Genomic DNA, 15,909 nt, shown 5'->3' on the forward strand with positions numbered 1-15,909 from the left:
GTAATCTGAGCCGGAATAATCCGTGATCCTTAACTTTTGTAAAAATTGTTGCAAATTGCCTGCCGGTGCCAACCTGTCTACCGGGAAGAGATCGGCGGGAATTGCGGAAATTAGTGCAGGCATTGCCTTTTCCTCAACGTTCTCTTATGTAAGGCGCATCGGCTTTCGAAGGTCCGTGAAACGGATCTACAATGAAACCTTCCCATAAATCGTGAAAGTACCACGTATCCGGAGGTTCTTTATCAGGATACCTACGAACCCGCCATATTTCTTCCGAATTGATCGCAAACTTGAAATGCCTGATATCCTCTTCAAGCGAATAGTTACTATGGTAGTTATGATCCTGATCGTGTTCTTTCCATAAACTTTTTCGAAAGTCTTTAGCGAACTCGCCTCTTTTATCTAAAATCCCAAGGTGAATCTCACCGTCTGTGGTCATTGACCTTTGGTTGACATTGCCGGTACCGACCAATACGAATTCATCATCGAAAATTGCAAGTTTTGAGTGAACGTAAATCGTAACTTCACTGCCGTTTACCACATCTCCGTTATGTAAGTATGCTATTGAGAAATCTCCTCGGCTTTGGCTTTCTTTCGCAACTTTTCGTAGGTATGCTATCCCTTTATTACGTTCGTCCAATATTGCTTGAAGATCCGGATTCCTCGCGACCACAACGATTACTTCCACGCCTCTTCTTATAGCCTGCGCAAGTTGATAATATGGATTATACTCGCGCAAACGATTTAGCCATACATTCTCACCTGAGGATACTCCAGTAGTTGAAAACTGAGTGAAAAACTGACCTTCAATATAAATATATTTTGTGGAATTTTTAATGGCGTTAAGAAAAGAAGCCCAAAAAGTAAATTCTCCCGTATGTTCCCAAGAATCTCCGTTTTCCATATTGGCCCATGAGTAACTCCCCCATTCTCCTTCAGCAATCCCAAAGGTTCGCAATACCTGTATCTGTTGGGGTCCATCTCCTTCGGCCGCCGATGGCGGCGTTTCGCTAATTTGGGGGGGGGATGAGCGGGGATTAGCAAGGTCGGGGAATCGTAGACCAGGATCAGGTGAAAGACCTACACCTCTATCAGCGGGGGCCGTGCGTGTCTCATCATTCCAGCGCGAAATATAATCCCATTTAAGGTCATTGATGACATTGCCTTTAAGGAGCACACCAACCTCATGTGTGGGATAGCCTGGCCGCTCCGAATCCTCTGTTTTATGCTGCTTCCTTCCCCAACGCTTCGTATCAATATCTATTGAACCCAGTAGTGCCATTGAGTCCATATTTTTGAAATCAAAAATCGTATACTTTTGATGATTGCTTCCGGTGCCGGGGAATCTATAGTCGATTCCAATCGTTTTCAACCCGGTGTTTTTCAGTTCCATAAGGCTGGTGATATTGGTAGGGTGATTTGTTGCGTGTCCGCTAAGAGAAATATAGACATTGACCCCTCTATTGAACGCGGCTTTTATAACGGATAATACTTTGGTATTGGGCTTCGATTTGCCCAGAAGAGGAACATCTTCCAAGCGCCAGCCGGCGTGGTAAACCGTTGTGTTTTGGTCGGCGTCTTGCATAAAGCGGTACCATTTTTCCATATACTCCTTTCCCTCTATTACAGGAACCACATGCCCACTCGTCCAATCCGAAATCTTACAGCCCGAGTGTCTCGATTGAAGCGGTTTCCATTCATTGCCTGAGAAATCAAGAAACCACTTTTTTCGTAGTTGTTGCATGTTTGGCATTTTATTTTCCTAATTCATTGGTTGAAGTATTTTGGTTTCGTACTCACTGTTTGTCTTGCCGATGTTGTTGCGAACTTTAAGCCGGTATTCCAGCACAAAGTCTATGTTGTCCGTGAAGTGTATGAATTTATATAATCCGCTTTCCAACCAACCGGAAGCATTTTGAAATCGCCCCCCCGATCCCACTCTGACTTGAACCAAGCTGCGAAGATTTGCATTCGAGGATGACCACGAGACTTGCACCGCAGATCGCCAGGTCTTGTTGTCAGGGACGGAAGCATCATGTGGATGAAGATTTCCGTCTGAATCGACAAGAACCCATTTCAGCACATCGATCGTTGGCGGTTCAGGCGGCTTGAGATCGAAAGCCTGAGCCGCCATGCTGCGGGAAGCCCGGGAGTGTTTGTCGGATTGGTCCACAGCGACCAGCCGATAATACTGTCTGGCACCGGCGGGCCGGCTTTCATCGGCCCATTCTAGCTGCCGCGTATGGGCCGGCTGGGGAACAGTCGCCACCGGCTTGCCCATCAAGCGCACATCCCGGGTCAAAGCCTTGTCCTGAGTCCGGTAGACTAGATACATTGCGATATCCGGCTCCGGATTAGCCGTCCAGCGGAGGGTAATTGCCCCGTCGTCCGGTTGGTCATTATCGTAGTGACCCGCCACAGCCTTGGTCACCACCGGCGCCTTCGGCGCCACCGTATCGATAGCCTGCACCGGCGGCGTGGGATAGCTCAGCGTCCCGCTGCGGTTGTGGGCCTTGTCCACGTTGCCCGTGCGATAGAAATAGCGCCGACGGGAGCGACCGTCGAAGGCATGTATCCAGGCGCACCACTGGCTGCCGGTGGGATCGCCTTCCTGATAATCCGGCCCCTTTTGATTGGGATGCTCCTCCGGATCGAGAGGGTCTATGGTGATTTGTGAGTAAACACCCTGATTGTGCGGCAGGGCCGCAATCACCTGAAGGGTATCCGGCTCCAGCCCCTGATAGTGTTCGAAGGCCACTTCAAAGGTGGCCGCCTGCTTCACTTCACCATGCAGGATATTGAGAACGGATACGATCTCTTCGCGCTGGGGTTCGGTGTCACTTCCTTGCCGGTCGGCCGGGAATTTATCCGTGTCTTCGGCGCTCACATCCTGAGTCATTCCATTTTGCCGCTGCTGCCAATCGCGCCGAAACAGGGTCTTGTCCATCACCCGGTAGACGTGGGTCTTGAGGTGCTCGCCCGGACGCCGCCAGCGCACGGTGTAGTGGGCCTTGCCGTGATAATCCGGCGGCGTGGCCCAATCGATGGCGCTGCTGAAGGTCGGCGCCTCGGGGGCGGGAGGCGCGGTTTGCTTAGCCCGAGCCACCCGTACCGGTGCGCTGACCGCCCCCTGATTGTCGTTGTGGTCCAGGGCGCTCACCCCGAAGTGGGCATAGACCACCGGCCGGGCCGCATCGGGGGCGAAGGGATCGGACTGTGGATCGCCCGTACCGGGCACCGGCAGGGTCACTTCATAGCGCCGGTACTGGACCTCGTTGTTTTCGGATACCGTCTCGTAGTGGTTCGTATCGTCACAGCCGACGGTGGCATGATCGGTGGACCAGTCGGCGGGGGAGGTCGGCGTCGGCCAGGCCGCCGGTCGGCTGTAGTCGATGCGAATCGGATGGGCGATGGTGTAGGCGTAACCAAAGCGGGTGGGGCGGCGCGCCGGGTCGGGGATCTGGTAAGGCCGGTCCAGTCGCAGGAGGCCATCGTCCACTACCTGGTCCACGGTGTAATCACCACCATCCGGGGTGGTGAAGGCTTGCCCCTCAAGATGCTCCGTCCAATGGGTGTCCCGGCCGTTCACCTCCCGCCGGCCATGGGTGAGGTTCACTCGGCCACGCTTGTAGACCGGTGGGATGGCCACGGTGCAGGCGACGCCGGGCTCCGGCCCGCCGGCGATGGCCACCGGCCTGGCCGCCACATTCGGCCGGGAATCCGTGGCCGTGATTCTCACCTCATTGCCGTCAGCCCTTTGTAGCGTGTTCTTCTCGGGTGGTCGATGATCGACGATTTCCAGTTGGAGCCGGCCGCCGTCGTCCCGGCTGGCAATGATCCGGTAGGGAGTGTCGCCGGCATAGAAAGTGGCTCCGGCGTAGCCGTCCGCCGGACTGGCGGGGGCGATGTCGGTGTCGATCGTATAGCGGCCATGGCCCTGGTCCGTGACGTTGTCGATGACACCCAACTGGTGGTTGAGAGGCCCGGGCCGGAAATGAATCCGGAATTCCCGGACATCCGGCGCCTGCTCCATAAAGCGTTGGGGCCAGATCCAACTTACCCGGGCCTGACCGTCGCCCACCAGGGTGGCCTCCACCCCACGGGGCGAAGGCGGTGGCCGTCGGTCCTTAAGGTAAACGGCCGCCGAATGCTGACGGCGGGCCGGTGTCTCCCAATAATCCTCCGCTGGCGTATCCGCTTGGCGCCAGTAACCGGCCCCGGGCTCGCTGCGCTCGCTGACACGCCCGAACAGATCCACGCCGCTGACCCGATAGCTGTACCAGCCGTCCAGCAGACCGGCATCGAAGCCATAAAGCGCCCTGTCCGGCCAGCCCGGCGGCGCTTCGTCGCTTCCGGCCACCGGGTCCACCACGAGAACCGGTCCGTCACCTCCGTCCTCCAGCCAGGGGGGGACGGTGAGCAGGCGGTCATATCCTTCGGGTGGAGGCGGCGACTGCTCCGAGGGTTCGCTTTCCACCGGGCCATGACGCCAGAGGTGGTACAGCAGGGGTTCGCGGGGCAACAAACGGCCGCCGGGGGAGGTGTTCCGCCGCCAACGAACCCCCGCTGCGTTCTGCCCGTAGCGGGTCTCACCATTGGGCAGCGTGTGGCGGGTGTAGCGGGTGCCCGGCAACTCGTAGACTTGAATATCCTGCGGCGGCCCCAGGGGTTCGGGAGCACGATTCCCTTTGACATCGAAGACGATATAGCCGTCCACATCCCGATCCGTCTCTTCGTGGGGCGAAAACAGCTCACCGGGGGCAAAGTTGTCCAGGCCACCGAAGTATTCGATGCTGCCATCGTGGTCGGCAACGATCAGATAATCGTAGGTCTGGTCCGGGCGGGCCTCCCGATCGATGGCGTAGAGTCCCAGTAACTGAGCCACGGCCGGCTCCAGGCTGGCCAGCAGCACCATGTCCAGGGCATAGTGCAGGGATTGCCGGGGCGGTATGTCATCCGAGTTGGTGGGACTGGCAAACTCGCCGGTGATCAGATAGGGCCGGGTGCCCAACACCGAAATGCTGCCCTCCGTCCAGCGATAGGGGTCGGCCAGGGTCAGTTCGTCATTGTCTGAATCGACCCGTTCTATCCGGTAGCTTCTTCCCTCATACACGGTAAAGCCGGCCTGGGGGATGTCGGGACCCGCATAAGGCCGGTCCAGCCATAGCCGGGTGGTGTCCTGCGGATCGATAGCGGCGATGGTGTAGAGGGCATGCTGATCCTCGAAGCGGATCGGCAGGCCGACCAGCGTTTCATTCCAGGTCTCGGAGGTGCTTCGCCGCACGGTGAACTCACCGTCCCTGATGTCCACCGTACCCCCCGAAACCCTGCCTACACGGAAATGCAACCCCACTAGATCCACCGACCAGGCGACATTCACACCGGAAACCGATGGCTGACCGTCCGTTACCCGAACAGAGCCGTCGGAAACCACGGGGCGTGGCACGACCCGCCCGGCCATGCCGCCGGCCTGCTGGTCGTCATCCACCAGTTGAGCCAGATAATCGTGTAGCTGGGCAAAATGATCGTCCCGGATGCTATAGGACCGGCCGGAACCGCCTTGACCTTCATAGGGCCGGCTGAGCAGGATTCGGTCCGGACCCTGCTCGTCCAGGAGCGCCTCCACGATGAGATAAGCGGTGTCATCGCCGTCCATCTGAATGAGCTGACCGGCCAGATCCCGCGTCCAGCGGGTACCCGTGCCGACGACAATGGGCCAATTACGTGTCACCGACGCCTGGCCGTCGCTCACACTCCCGCCGGATTCCTGGGTGAAATAGGCCGAGTCGCCATATGCGATCCGATCAGCGGCGGTGTGGCGGGCCTGCTGGAGAGAGTTCAGTCCTACCGGATAGCTTGCCCCCCGGGGCGGGAAGACCGGCAGGCCGATGGGTTGCCTCAGTCCGGGTACGGGTTGCCAGTTCTCGCTGAACTTGTCGGCAACCGGGTAAAGCAGGATATCCACCAGTGTGGCACCATCGCCTTGAATCGTGATGCCGTCGATGGCATTGAAGCTCAGCGTGGCATGACCAGGCTCTCCAATGGTTGTGGTGTCGACCTCCACCTCATCCGTGGTCAAGAAGCCGAACAACGGACGGCGCGCGCTGGTCGTCTGCCATGCCGTTGCCGTGGCCTCTGCACGACCCGGGGCCATCAGAAGCACGACCTTGAACATGGGCTCCGGAAAGCGGATACGCAGGGGCTGATCGGTTAACTGGATTTCCAGCCGGTTATCCGTACCGGTGTCAAATGACCGCTCGCCCTGGAGGCGATAGTCATCGCTGAGTCTGACGGCGTCGGGACCGGAGAGTTCGATGGGATGCACCCGGTCTTCCGGTGCCGTGATCGTCAGCGGCAGAGCTTTCCGGCCGGCAAGTCCATCAATGGCCTCACTTAACCGAAACGGCGATATTTTTTCAGCGATGTGGAGTCGTCGGAACAGAGAGTAGCCATGACGGGGAAAGCCCCGGTGGGGGCTGAAAGCCCATCGAAGATGGTTGCCGTCCTCTAGTTTTGGGAACTGGTCATCGGGCTGAGAAAGGTTCTCGACGCCCATGCCAATCATAGTTAGATTCTGTGACTGCAAAGGCATGTTAATTTAACCATAAAAAATTGAATTTTTCCTTTATTAACTTTAAGTTAGATTGGCCGAATGATAAAACGCCTTCTTTGTCTGCTGCATTGTTTTTAGCTTATGCTTGATAAAGCACCTTGGCAGCTCTTACCATCGTCTCGTGTGCCGCAATGATCTCTTATAATAACGTAGCTACCATTCACTGCCTTGGCTAGTGTGGTGTTTTCTAAGTTATTAACCCGGCAGCCAAATAGCTATGCTCCGGCGTAGTTGATTGACTTGGCTTCGAAGTATTTTGCAATCCGGCTTGGGAGCTTCTGCAGCTTGCGAAGGTGGGACATTGCCTTTCGCTTCAGCTGCTCCGTGTTGCGTGCCGGCGTCCCGCTATGCACGCCGGCCTTCAGGTCGCAGTTCAGATACTCATCCGGATTCAACTCGGGTGAATAGGGCGGCAGATAGAACACCTCTATCTGGTCCTGATGATCCTCCAGCCAGGCCTTGACCACCTTGGCGTGGTGAACCTTGAGGTTATCCAGAATTAGGAAGACTTTCCGCTGAGTATCACGAACTAGGCGCTTCATAAAGTCGATCAGAATTTGCGCATTCATGGTGCCCTCGAAAAACCGGAACCGAGCCTTTCCCTGGTTGGTGACAGCGGAAATAAGGTTGACCGCCGCTCGCTTGGCATTGAGACAGAGCACTGGCGTGACGCCTTGAGGTGAGTAGCCTCTGACGTGCTGGCTATCACTTCTGAGACCTGTCTCGTCACCCCAGTAAATCTCGGCATTCTCGGCCTTGGCCCTGGCATGGATCACAGGATACTCATGCTCCAGCCAGCGCTTCACCTCTGCCGGACGTTGCTCATAAGCCCGCCTCTTGGGCTTTTGAACGGTGAAGCCCCAGCGCTTGAGGTATTCCGCCCACGGTACGAATCAGTACTGGCTTGCCCGTTTCCTGCTTGATCAACTGCTGGACAGCCTGGCGAGTCCAGAGGGCGTACGGGAGCTTCAGCTGATCGGGGGTCTTGTCGACCAATAGCATCTGTAGGCGGTCTTCCTCGTCGGGAGTCAACTGGCGGCCGGCGCCCTCCCTCCGACCACGGGTCTGGGCCAGCAGCGCCTTCATGCCGCCTTCCCGGTACTTGGCCAGCCAGCGTCCCACGGTCAAGGGATGGACATCGAGCTCTTCGGCGATCTGCTTCTGTGTCATCCGACGCTTGACGATCCTTTTCAAGGTGAACCTGTTGGCTCGACTTTCTGCTCTCTTGCTGGAAATGTGAGAAAACACAGCCAAAATGACCGCCATTAATGCAGGAGTTGCTATCCCTATGTAATCAACGGGTAGGGAGATGACTTTTATAACGAGAGGCTCCATTTCCTTGAATCTCTTATGAAGTTGTAGAATGCTGTTGCGTCAATGCTGCATATTGTGTTTGTTTTATTCAAGCAAGTGCTGTGGGAATTTCTCCCCACTGCGTGGTATAGCGTGGCGTGCGGTGGGCACAACGCAGGTGCCAGACGGCATTCTTCCGTGGCATGCCGAGCCGCACCGTGCCGCGCCCCATCTTGTGGTTGAGCTCGTCCAGGGTGGCCATCAGCTGGTGATCCCGTTCGCGCTGGGCGGCGTGCTCGGGCGTGTCGAGCAATGAGAGCTGCTGGCGGTTAGTGTCCAGCAGGTCGAGCAGCATCACGCCTCCCTTCATGAACCGGTACCCGGGCCGGTACATCTCGATCAGGCCGCGCTGGGCGGCGGCGAGGATCGGCCGGCTGTCGTCGGTGGGCTCGGGCAGTTCGACGATGATGCCGGGGGAGTACTGGGCCAGGTCCGGCCGGTGGGGATTGGTCTTGAGAAAGACGTAGACGGCTCGGGCCTGGCTGTCTTGGCGACGCAGCTTCTCGGCGCCGCGCTGGGCATGCTGGCGAATGGCAGCCTGCAGTTCGCCCAGGTCGCCGGTGAGGCGGCCGAAGGAGCGCGAGGTCATGATGCGCTGGCGAGGCTCGTCGATATCATTCATCTCGATGCAGGGCGTGCCTTGGAGCTCTCGCACGGTTCGCTCGAGGGTGACGGAGTAGCGCCGGCGGATGGCCTTGGGATCGGCGTTGCGCAGTTCCCAGGCCGTCTCGATGCCCTGGATAGCCAGCCGCTCGACCAGGCGTCGGCCTACTCCCCAGACATCGCCCAGGGCGGTGCGCTCGAGCAGGTGGCGTGTCTCGTCGCCCTCGGCGGGGATCACGCAGACGCCGTGATAGCCGGGCAGCTTCTTGGCGGCCCTGTTCGCGAGCTTGGCCAGGGTGCGGGTATGAGCCACGCCCACGCAGACGGGAATGCCGGTGAACTGACGCACGTTGCGATACAGGGTACGGGCCAGTGCTTGGGTGGTGGCCGCGTCGAAGCCGTCGAAGCGCACGAACATCTCGTCGATGGAGTAGGGCTCGACGCCGGCGGAAAACTCCTCGAGGACCTCACGCACCCGGGCGGACATGTCGCCGTAGAGCTCGTAGTTGGAGGAGAGCAGGCGGATGCGGCCTTGGTTGACCCACTGCTGCAGCTCGAAGGCCGGCATGCCCATTTCCACGCCCAGGGCCTTGAGCTCGTTGGAGCGTGCGATCACGCAGCCATCGTTGTTGGACATCACGCCCACGGGCACGCCCTCGAGGTGTGGTTGGAAGACCCGCTCGCAGCTGACGTAGAAGTTGTTGCAGTCCACCAGGCCGATCATACCGGGTACTCGTGGATGACCGAGCGCACCACGCCCCATACCTGGCAGTCGAGATCGGCGATCGGGATCGGCGCGTATCGGTCATTGCCGGAGCACAGGTAGGGCCGCCGGCCAATCAGCTCGTAGCGTTTGACGATCACCTCGCCGTCAACCAGGGCGACGACGATATGGCCGGGGCGGGCGTCGATGGAGCGGTCTACCACCAGGGTGTCGCCATCGTGGATGCCGAAGCCTTCCATGCTGTCGCCGGCGACGCTCATGAAGAAGGTTGCCGAGGGACGCTTCACCAGCCGCTCGTTGAGGTCCAGCGTGCGCCCGACGTAGTCCTCGGCGGGTGAGGGGAAGCCGGAGATCCCCGCACGGATGGTGGCCAGTGGGTAGGGCAGGGCGCGGTATGGCGGTGCCGGGTGCGGATGGAAGATCTCGGGAGCGCGCATGGCGTGGCCTCTTGTCAAAAGCTGGTTGTTTATACAGTATTCGACAGCAGCGCACGCTTAGGCAAATGCTAATGTTTTGACACGGCAGTGCGTGGGCGGCCGAAGCCCGATGTGGTGCGGCTGGTGGAGGAATACGATCTGGCAGGGACGACATGCGAGTGAACTACCTGGGCCCAGTGTGCATGGGCATCGACCATCCGGCGCTGAGGGGCTACGACCTGACGGCCTTCAAGGCGAGCTGCTATGTGGTGGAAGTCAGCGAGGACGCCGGCGTGGGCGGCCCGCTGATCGAGGGCGACCTGCTGGTGGTGGACGAGCAGAAGCCCGCCCAGCACGCTGACCTGGTGGTGGTGGAAGTGGAAGGCGAACAGCGGCTGTTCAACAGCCATCGGATCGGCGGGCGCGTCAGGCTGATGCCCACCGCCGGGCCGAGGGAGTCGATCTGGGCCCGGCAGTCGGACCTGCGGGGCGTGGTGGTGAGCCAGGCGCGGGTGGTGGTAGCGTAAGGCAAGGGGACAGATAGAGAGGCGAGATGACGATTCAACTGGATGAACGGGTGACAGGGGCCGCCTTGATGCGCTTCTTGCGTGAGCGTGGCGTGGCGGATTCCTGCCCGATGTGCGGCACCCATATGAGCACATCGGTGCATGACCCGGCGGGTGTGCTGGAAGATGAGGCCCCCGCGGTGCGCGTGATCCATGTGATGGACGACGGCTCGCGCCGCGGCTACGGCGAGTTCCTTCGGGTGTGCCCGAGCTGCGGTTTCATCCACTACATTCGCGACATCGAGGTGTTGGCGTACCTGGACGAAGAGGGTGACAATGGCTGACAAGAACGTTCGCCACTTGAGGCCGCTGGATGGCGGCGGGGAGCCACCGGATATGGAACAGCGCTTGAGAAGCCTGGAGCAGGAGGTCCATGTGATTCGCGAGACCATGGCGACCCGTGAAGATCTCCACAAGGAGCTCAACGCTCAGACCTGGAAGATGGTCACGGCGCTGATCGCCTCGATGGCGGTGATGACTGCACTGTTCACCGCGATCGTAAAGTGGGTGTAGGTGTCTGCCATGGGTCAGCCGCATGACGCCCTCGGCCGCAAGCTTCGCCGTCTGGCCATCCTGAACGGCGTGCTTCCGCCCGCCCTGACGGGGCTTCTGACCTTCTTGCTTGTGCGCTTCGCCGGCGGCTGACCGCCTGTCCTGTTCGGTACCACGCGCCCCGGTCTTGTGCCGGGGCGCTTGCGTTGGGGCGGTATGAACCGGCCTAGCTCCCCCGTATCTCAAGCGTGACGGCGCTGGTATAGGCGCTGTCACTGAGCTCGTGGGTGACCTCGGTGACGAGCCAGGCCACGGCGTCGATGGTGGCCTTGAAGCCGACCAGGCGCACCGGGGTCTCGGGGTAGAGGTCGGGGCGGCCTTCGGCCAGGGTCAGCGAGGCTTCGGCGCCGCCGCGCTGGATGCGCTGCCATTCGCTCCTGGCGGCGCTGACGGCATCGTCGCGGGTGGCGAAGGTGTGGCGCAGGCGCTTCACGTTCTCGTCGCTGCCGGCGATGACCTCGGCGCGCTCGGCGGCGTCCGGGTCGTGCCAGTAGGCGAGCACGCCGGTGAAGGCGTCGCGGTCGGCTTCCACGTAGCGGTGGCTGTCGCCGTGGTGGCGGCGCAGGGTGACCGGGGCGATGGCCTGGCCGCTGGCGGTGCTGGCCTGGCCGGCGGCCATGAACAGCAGCCGCCCGGCCTTGATGGTGGCGATGGCGTCGTATTGCTCGGCCAGGCGAGTGAGGAAGTGCAGGTCCGACTCGTCGGTCTGGTCGATGTGTTCCAGGGCGATGCCCTGCAGGGTGGCGCCGATCGCCGGGGTGAGGTCGTGGCGGGCGGCGATGGTGGTGACGATGTCGCCGAGGGTGACCTCGTGCCAGCCCTGGGAGCGCTTGCCGGGCAGCTGGCGACGCATGTCGGCGCTGCGCGCGCGGATGACCACCACGTCGGGGGCGCCGGAGTGCTCGACCTCGTCGACGATGAAGGTGCCGCGCTCGACCAGGCCGGCGTCCTGCCAGCCGAGTGCCAGGGTCAGCTCGGCGCCGTGGGGCGGCAGCGCAAGGCGGCCGTCGTGGTCGGAGAGGGTGATGTCGAGCTGGTCGGCCTCGAGGCCGCGGCGATCGGTGAGGCGCAGGCGCATCAGGCGGGCGTCGAGCTCGGGGCTGATCACCTGGCCGGCGAGCGTCAGGCGGTAGCCGGGGGCACGGGGTGGGCGTGCCTGCTGTTGTGAAGGGCTCATGCCAGGATTCCGGTGGCGGCGCGGGCCAGGGCCCCGGTGAGGCTGCCCAGCAGGTCGGCGCGGTCGTCGTCGACGCGCTGCAGGGTGAGCGAGAAGCCGATGCGCTGGGCGCTGCCGTCGCGCATCTGGTGGCTCTTGCTCTCGCTAAGCGATTCGATGACGTAGAGCCCGTAGAAGGTGCCGTTGCCTTCGATCAGCGGCCAGGCGGCGCCCTCGGCAGCCATCTGGCGCAGCTGGTCGAGGTTCTGCTGGCCGCCGGTGAAGTGGGGCAGCAGGGTGCCGGTGAGGGTGATGGTGTCATCCCCCGGACCGAGGAACTGGCGGGCCGGGCGCTTGCCGACGCGGCCCTGGCCGGCGTGGCGCCAGGCGCTCTGGCGCTGCAGCTCCTGGTAGGGCGCGGAGTTGAGGGCGAAGACGAACATGCCGTAGGCCATCATCATGGGCTATACCCCGATTTCGAAGCGCATGAAGCCGAGCAGCAGCAGGGCCCAGACAGGCGTGGCGCTGCCCGTCCACCACACGGAATGATCTTGCCCAGCAGCAGTGGACACCATTGGCCACGCGGCTTCGCCGCCAGGCCAACCTTGGGCCCGCACGGCTGACGCCATGCTGAAGTCGTGCCGTCCTTCTCCGCTCGCGCCTCCGTGCCTTCGCCACGCCAACCCCGCCTGGCTTGATCCGGCCGTCACGTCACTGGTGTGGTGCATGCTGCGACCTGGGCCCCGTGGCCCGCTCGCGGCCTGGCCTGCGCTTGCTCGCCAGACCCCCGGCCAGCAAGGCGCAGCCCGGCCACGTCGCTGCTTTAGTGGAAACGGCCGCGCTACGCGCCACCCTCGCCGCGTGACCGTGCTTTCCGGCGTTGGTTAGCCATTCCGCACCCGGCTCCGACGGCGGCTGCCTCCATGCTGCCAAGCGCGTAGAGAATCCGCGAATCCGGCGTGGTAGTGTCGAGAAACCTGCGATACTGCACGGGCCGCGAAGTGGAGACTGACAGGGAAGAAGCGAGGGAAGCATGATTCTCAAGGATAAGGACGCCTTCACCGGCAATGACAGGCGAGGCTACTACGGGCACAAGCAGGAGCAGGACGTCGCGTTCTACCTGCGGCGAGAGTTTGCCAATGACCAACAGGTTTCCATTTTCAACGACCTGACGCTCTCCCATGGCGGAGAGAACGCGCAGATCGACCATCTGGTGATTCATCCGTTCGGCTTCATCGTGATCGAGTCGAAAAGCATTCATGGCACAGTCAGCGTCAACGCCCAGGGCGAGTGGTCCCGCAGCTACCGCGGCGAGTGGGCGGGGATGCCTTCACCGATCCGCCAGGCAGAGCTGCAGCAATCGCTGCTCAAGAGCCTGCTTAGCAACAATGTCGAGCGGTTCATCGGCAAGTTGCTGGGGATTCAAGGCCAGGTCGGGGGGCGGACATGGGATGTCCTTTGCGCCGTCTCCAGCAGTGCCATCCTGACCCGGGAGACGATGCCGAGGCCGGTCGGCAAGGTGGTCGTGAAATCGGAGTTCATCGCCGATCACGTGCGAAAGATCATCGGTCCCACAGGCGCGCTCTCCGTGCTCAGCACAAAGCCCCGGTTTTCGGCGGCTGAAATGAGTGCCATGGGGCGCTTCCTGCTGGATCATGATGCCGCGAACCGGAGGGCACCGACAGCCGCTGATGCCCCGGCTGCAACGGCGACACAGGCAGCGGATCCAGGCTTGGCAAGAGAGTCGGCGCGGCCGAAGCGGCAGCCCGCCACCGACGTTCAGCAGGCAGGCAACGCGAATGAGTCGAGGTTGCGCTGCAAAGGCTGCAACGAATCAGCGACCCTGGAAGGAAGATACGGAAAGTTCGGCTATTACGTGAAATGTGGTGCCTGCGGGACCAACACGTCCATGAAATCCGCTTGTTCGGCTTGCGGCAGCAGAGATGTCAGGGTCAGCAAGCGCGGCGGCACCTATACGGCGACCTGCGGCGACTGTCGCCACCAGTCGATCGTGTTCCAGGCATCATGATTCGGCACGCGTCATGCTTCGCCATTGCCGACTGCCGTGGCTGATGTACCCTGACGCCATCCCTCCCACCACCACGAGCCGCGCATGCCCCAGGCCACCTATCGCCACTATCCCAGCTTCACCCGCCGCTATGTCCGCTCGGTCATGAAGATGATGGACCTGCCCAAGAAGCCCAAAGTCGAGGCCGAGGTCTTCGGCCAAATGATCCACGATGAAGGGGTGGTGCACTCCATCAACGGCGAGCTCCTGATGCTGGAGTGGCACCACGGACGCGAGGGCAGGGTGGTGGTGCCGGAGCCGTCGCTGTCGCAGTGGCTGCAGACGGTGAAGCTGAGCCAGGTGCAGGGCGATGCCTGGTCATGGCCCTGGGAATTCAGCACCTTGTCGTTCCCCACGGGCCAGGCCTTCCATGGCCATCCGGTCGATGGCGCCTTGGTGGCCTGGGTGGACTCCACCACGTTGCCCGGCCGCTACGAGGCCTTCCTCAGCGCCGACGGCAACTCTCACGGCGTGGACATGGAAGGGCTGGGCGAGCCCTGGCTGATCGTCGCCATCCACGACCCGCTGGACGCCCGGCCCGGCCCGGCCTCGACCCGACCATGCTGCGCGGCGCCTTCAAGCCATCGCAGATCAGCGACTTCATCAACCGCGAGGCCATCGCGCACGCCGGAGGGCGTGCCCAGCCGCTGGCCGACGAGGAGGGCATGATCCTGCGCGCCGTGGTGCGCTACGTGCTGGTGAGCGGCTACGAGGTGGGGGCTGACAGGACAGTGGGCGTGGCGTCGGTCGAGTCTTGAGCGATGGAATCCAGACGTGGTGTTCACCTCTCGGACCCTGGAGAACGCACCACCATGAAAGCGATCAGCAACATCGAGCTGGATCTGTGCCGGGGACGTAAGGGAGGCATAAGCCTGAGCCCCCTGTACGCTGAGCTCGGCCGGAGGGAGTATCAGCGAGGATGAACAGGAATCCCCAACCATGACTCATGAGCAGTTGTTTCCCGCCTCGGCCATGCCAGATAGGGACTGGTGGCATACTCTTTGGCCGGACCCTGACCGAGTCGTCAGCGCTTTGCGCATCGAGCAGGGGATGACGGTCGTCGATCTAGGCTGTGGAGATGGTTATTTCACTGCAGCCATCGCCCGGCAAGTTGGCGCGGGGCGTGTCATCGGTTTCGATCTCGACCCAGTCATGCTTGAACAGGCGCAAGATGCGTGCAAGGGGATGTCGAATTGCAGCTGGCTGCTTGGGGATGCCATGACGCTTAGCCGTTTGCTGGCTGTGCCGGCAGACTATGTGCTGATCGCCAACACCTTCCACGGCGTACCGGACAAGACGGCCTTGGCAAGCGAAGTCGCTGCGATCCTGAAGCCCAATGGCCGCTTGGCCATCGTCAATTGGTACCCCCTGCAACGGGAACAGACGACCGTCCTCGGACGGCCACGAGGCCCCAAGACGGAAATGCGCATGTCACCGGAACAAACCCGCACGATGGTCGAGCCGGCGGGCTTCAAGCTGGAGACACGGGTCGAGCTGCCTCCCTACCACTACGGGGCAATTTTCATGCGCATCACTAATTCATAAGTCAGACATGGTCGGCCTATCAGTCGAATAGCTCATCAGGAGATGCAACATGGCGCCCGAAGCTCAAGACGCCAATACAGGGGTGTTTCTGATAGTGACCAGCCCTCGCCGCCATCATCGAGAGCCCGCCTTCGTGCGGCTGTTTGCACCACATGAGATGACCTGTCGAGCAACGACATTCAATGGCCAAGTGATGGGGCAGGGGCAAGTGAGATCACAGGCGTAGAGTACAGTTCTCCCGGGTGCGGCGCAGCAACTCCTCCTCGCTGACACCGGGGCCGCGCTCGAGGTGCCGTTGACGATGTGGCTGTAG

The 15,909-nt window shown here is 61.0% G+C and carries 13 protein-coding genes and 1 pseudogene; 7 read left to right on the plus strand and 7 right to left on the minus strand.

The genetic code is table 11. The annotated features are described in order from the left end of the window. Positions 1-133: 133 nt before the first annotated feature. The 5 genes and pseudogenes from FHR94_RS02150 to FHR94_RS02175 form a co-directional block, all read right to left on the minus strand. Positions 134-1,753: a phospholipase D family protein gene (locus tag FHR94_RS02150; protein ID WP_183323978.1), complete on the minus strand. Its 1,620-nt coding sequence runs from the start codon at positions 1,751-1,753 to the stop codon at positions 134-136. Positions 1,754-1,762: 9 nt separating this feature from the next. Beyond that, a complete protein-coding gene (locus FHR94_RS02155) occupies positions 1,763-6,556 on the minus strand; it encodes a fibronectin type III domain-containing protein (protein WP_183323979.1) in 4,794 nt (1,597 codons plus the stop codon). Positions 6,557-6,828: 272 nt separating this feature from the next. Continuing rightward, positions 6,829-7,879, minus strand: a pseudogene (locus FHR94_RS20025) (IS630 family transposase). 136 nt (positions 7,880-8,015) lie between these two features. Next, on the minus strand, positions 8,016-9,293 hold the full coding sequence (locus FHR94_RS02170) for a Y-family DNA polymerase (RefSeq protein WP_183323981.1): 1,278 nt from the start codon (positions 9,291-9,293) through the stop codon (positions 8,016-8,018). Beyond that, on the minus strand, positions 9,290-9,730 hold the full coding sequence (locus FHR94_RS02175; RefSeq protein WP_183323982.1) for a LexA family protein: 441 nt from the start codon (positions 9,728-9,730) through the stop codon (positions 9,290-9,292). The genes FHR94_RS02170 and FHR94_RS02175 overlap by 4 nt, the downstream gene beginning before the upstream one ends. Positions 9,731-9,882: 152 nt before the next feature. Here FHR94_RS02175 and FHR94_RS02180 point away from each other — a divergent pair, with 152 nt between their 5' ends. The 4 genes from FHR94_RS02180 to FHR94_RS19825 are packed head-to-tail and all read left to right on the plus strand — an operon-like array spanning position 9,883 to position 10,920. Continuing rightward, on the plus strand, positions 9,883-10,236 hold the full coding sequence (locus FHR94_RS02180; RefSeq protein ID WP_183323983.1) for a LexA family protein: 354 nt from the start codon (positions 9,883-9,885) through the stop codon (positions 10,234-10,236). A 26-nt stretch (positions 10,237-10,262) separates the two neighbouring features. Then, a complete protein-coding gene (locus FHR94_RS02185; RefSeq protein WP_183323984.1) occupies positions 10,263-10,559 on the plus strand; it encodes a hypothetical protein in 297 nt (98 codons plus the stop codon). Beyond that, the gene (locus FHR94_RS02190; RefSeq protein WP_183323985.1) at positions 10,552-10,788 is read left to right on the plus strand and encodes a hypothetical protein; all 237 of its coding nucleotides are present in this window, start codon (positions 10,552-10,554) and stop codon (positions 10,786-10,788) included. The genes FHR94_RS02185 and FHR94_RS02190 overlap by 8 nt, the downstream gene beginning before the upstream one ends. Positions 10,789-10,797: 9 nt before the next feature. Continuing rightward, entirely contained in the window at positions 10,798-10,920 is a 123-nt protein-coding gene (locus FHR94_RS19825; protein WP_281375900.1) for a hypothetical protein, read from the plus strand. A gap of 73 nt (positions 10,921-10,993) precedes the next feature. On the opposite strand, the gene FHR94_RS02195 is transcribed toward FHR94_RS19825, so the two are convergent. Together FHR94_RS02195 and FHR94_RS02200 are read right to left on the minus strand one after the other, a co-directional pair. After that, positions 10,994-12,004 carry a phage late control D family protein gene (locus tag FHR94_RS02195; protein WP_183323986.1) on the minus strand — a complete coding sequence of 337 codons (1,011 nt, stop codon included), beginning with the start codon at positions 12,002-12,004 and terminating at the stop codon, positions 10,994-10,996. Continuing rightward, the gene (locus FHR94_RS02200; protein WP_183323987.1) at positions 12,001-12,444 is read right to left on the minus strand and encodes a phage tail protein; all 444 of its coding nucleotides are present in this window, start codon (positions 12,442-12,444) and stop codon (positions 12,001-12,003) included. Before FHR94_RS02200 ends, FHR94_RS02195 begins: the two co-directional genes overlap by 4 nt. A gap of 572 nt (positions 12,445-13,016) precedes the next feature. On the opposite strand from FHR94_RS02200, the gene FHR94_RS02205 reads away from it, so the two are divergent. The 3 genes from FHR94_RS02205 to FHR94_RS02215 all read left to right on the plus strand — a co-directional run bounded on the left by FHR94_RS02205 (position 13,017) and on the right by FHR94_RS02215 (position 15,596). Continuing rightward, positions 13,017-14,012 (plus strand): nuclease-related domain-containing protein, encoded by a 996-nt coding sequence (locus FHR94_RS02205; RefSeq protein ID WP_183323988.1) that lies wholly within the window; start codon positions 13,017-13,019, stop codon positions 14,010-14,012. Positions 14,013-14,096: 84 nt separating this feature from the next. After that, positions 14,097-14,720, plus strand: a complete 624-nt coding sequence (locus FHR94_RS02210; RefSeq protein WP_183323989.1) for a hypothetical protein — start codon at positions 14,097-14,099, stop codon at positions 14,718-14,720. A 270-nt stretch (positions 14,721-14,990) separates the two neighbouring features. After that, positions 14,991-15,596 carry a class I SAM-dependent methyltransferase gene (locus tag FHR94_RS02215; RefSeq protein WP_183323990.1) on the plus strand — a complete coding sequence of 202 codons (606 nt, stop codon included), beginning with the start codon at positions 14,991-14,993 and terminating at the stop codon, positions 15,594-15,596. Positions 15,597-15,909 lie beyond the last annotated feature (313 nt).

The sequence above is a fragment of the Halomonas cerina genome, from assembly GCF_014192215.1.
Taxonomy (GTDB): Bacteria; Pseudomonadota; Gammaproteobacteria; order Pseudomonadales; family Halomonadaceae; genus Halomonas; species Halomonas cerina.

What these genes read in the sequence shown, in the direction of transcription:
- FHR94_RS02205 (WP_183323988.1), top strand. Translation starts at nt 13,017, where the DNA reads ATGATTCTCAAGGATAAGGACGCCTTCACCGGCAATGACAGGCGAGGC.
- FHR94_RS02200 (WP_183323987.1), bottom strand. Translation starts at nt 12,444, where the DNA reads ATGATGATGGCCTACGGCATGTTCGTCTTCGCCCTCAACTCCGCGCCC.
- FHR94_RS02195 (WP_183323986.1), bottom strand. Translation starts at nt 12,004, where the DNA reads ATGAGCCCTTCACAACAGCAGGCACGCCCACCCCGTGCCCCCGGCTAC.
- FHR94_RS02170 (WP_183323981.1), bottom strand. Translation starts at nt 9,293, where the DNA reads ATGATCGGCCTGGTGGACTGCAACAACTTCTACGTCAGCTGCGAGCGG.
- FHR94_RS02215 (WP_183323990.1), top strand. Translation starts at nt 14,991, where the DNA reads ATGACTCATGAGCAGTTGTTTCCCGCCTCGGCCATGCCAGATAGGGAC.
- FHR94_RS02150 (WP_183323978.1), bottom strand. Translation starts at nt 1,753, where the DNA reads ATGCCAAACATGCAACAACTACGAAAAAAGTGGTTTCTTGATTTCTCA.
- FHR94_RS02210 (WP_183323989.1), top strand. Translation starts at nt 14,097, where the DNA reads ATGCCCCAGGCCACCTATCGCCACTATCCCAGCTTCACCCGCCGCTAT.
- FHR94_RS02185 (WP_183323984.1), top strand. Translation starts at nt 10,263, where the DNA reads ATGACGATTCAACTGGATGAACGGGTGACAGGGGCCGCCTTGATGCGC.
- FHR94_RS02175 (WP_183323982.1), bottom strand. Translation starts at nt 9,730, where the DNA reads ATGCGCGCTCCCGAGATCTTCCATCCGCACCCGGCACCGCCATACCGC.
- FHR94_RS02180 (WP_183323983.1), top strand. Translation starts at nt 9,883, where the DNA reads ATGCGAGTGAACTACCTGGGCCCAGTGTGCATGGGCATCGACCATCCG.
- FHR94_RS02155 (WP_183323979.1), bottom strand. Translation starts at nt 6,556, where the DNA reads ATGGGCGTCGAGAACCTTTCTCAGCCCGATGACCAGTTCCCAAAACTA.
- FHR94_RS19825 (WP_281375900.1), top strand. Translation starts at nt 10,798, where the DNA reads ATGGGTCAGCCGCATGACGCCCTCGGCCGCAAGCTTCGCCGTCTGGCC.
- FHR94_RS02190 (WP_183323985.1), top strand. Translation starts at nt 10,552, where the DNA reads ATGGCTGACAAGAACGTTCGCCACTTGAGGCCGCTGGATGGCGGCGGG.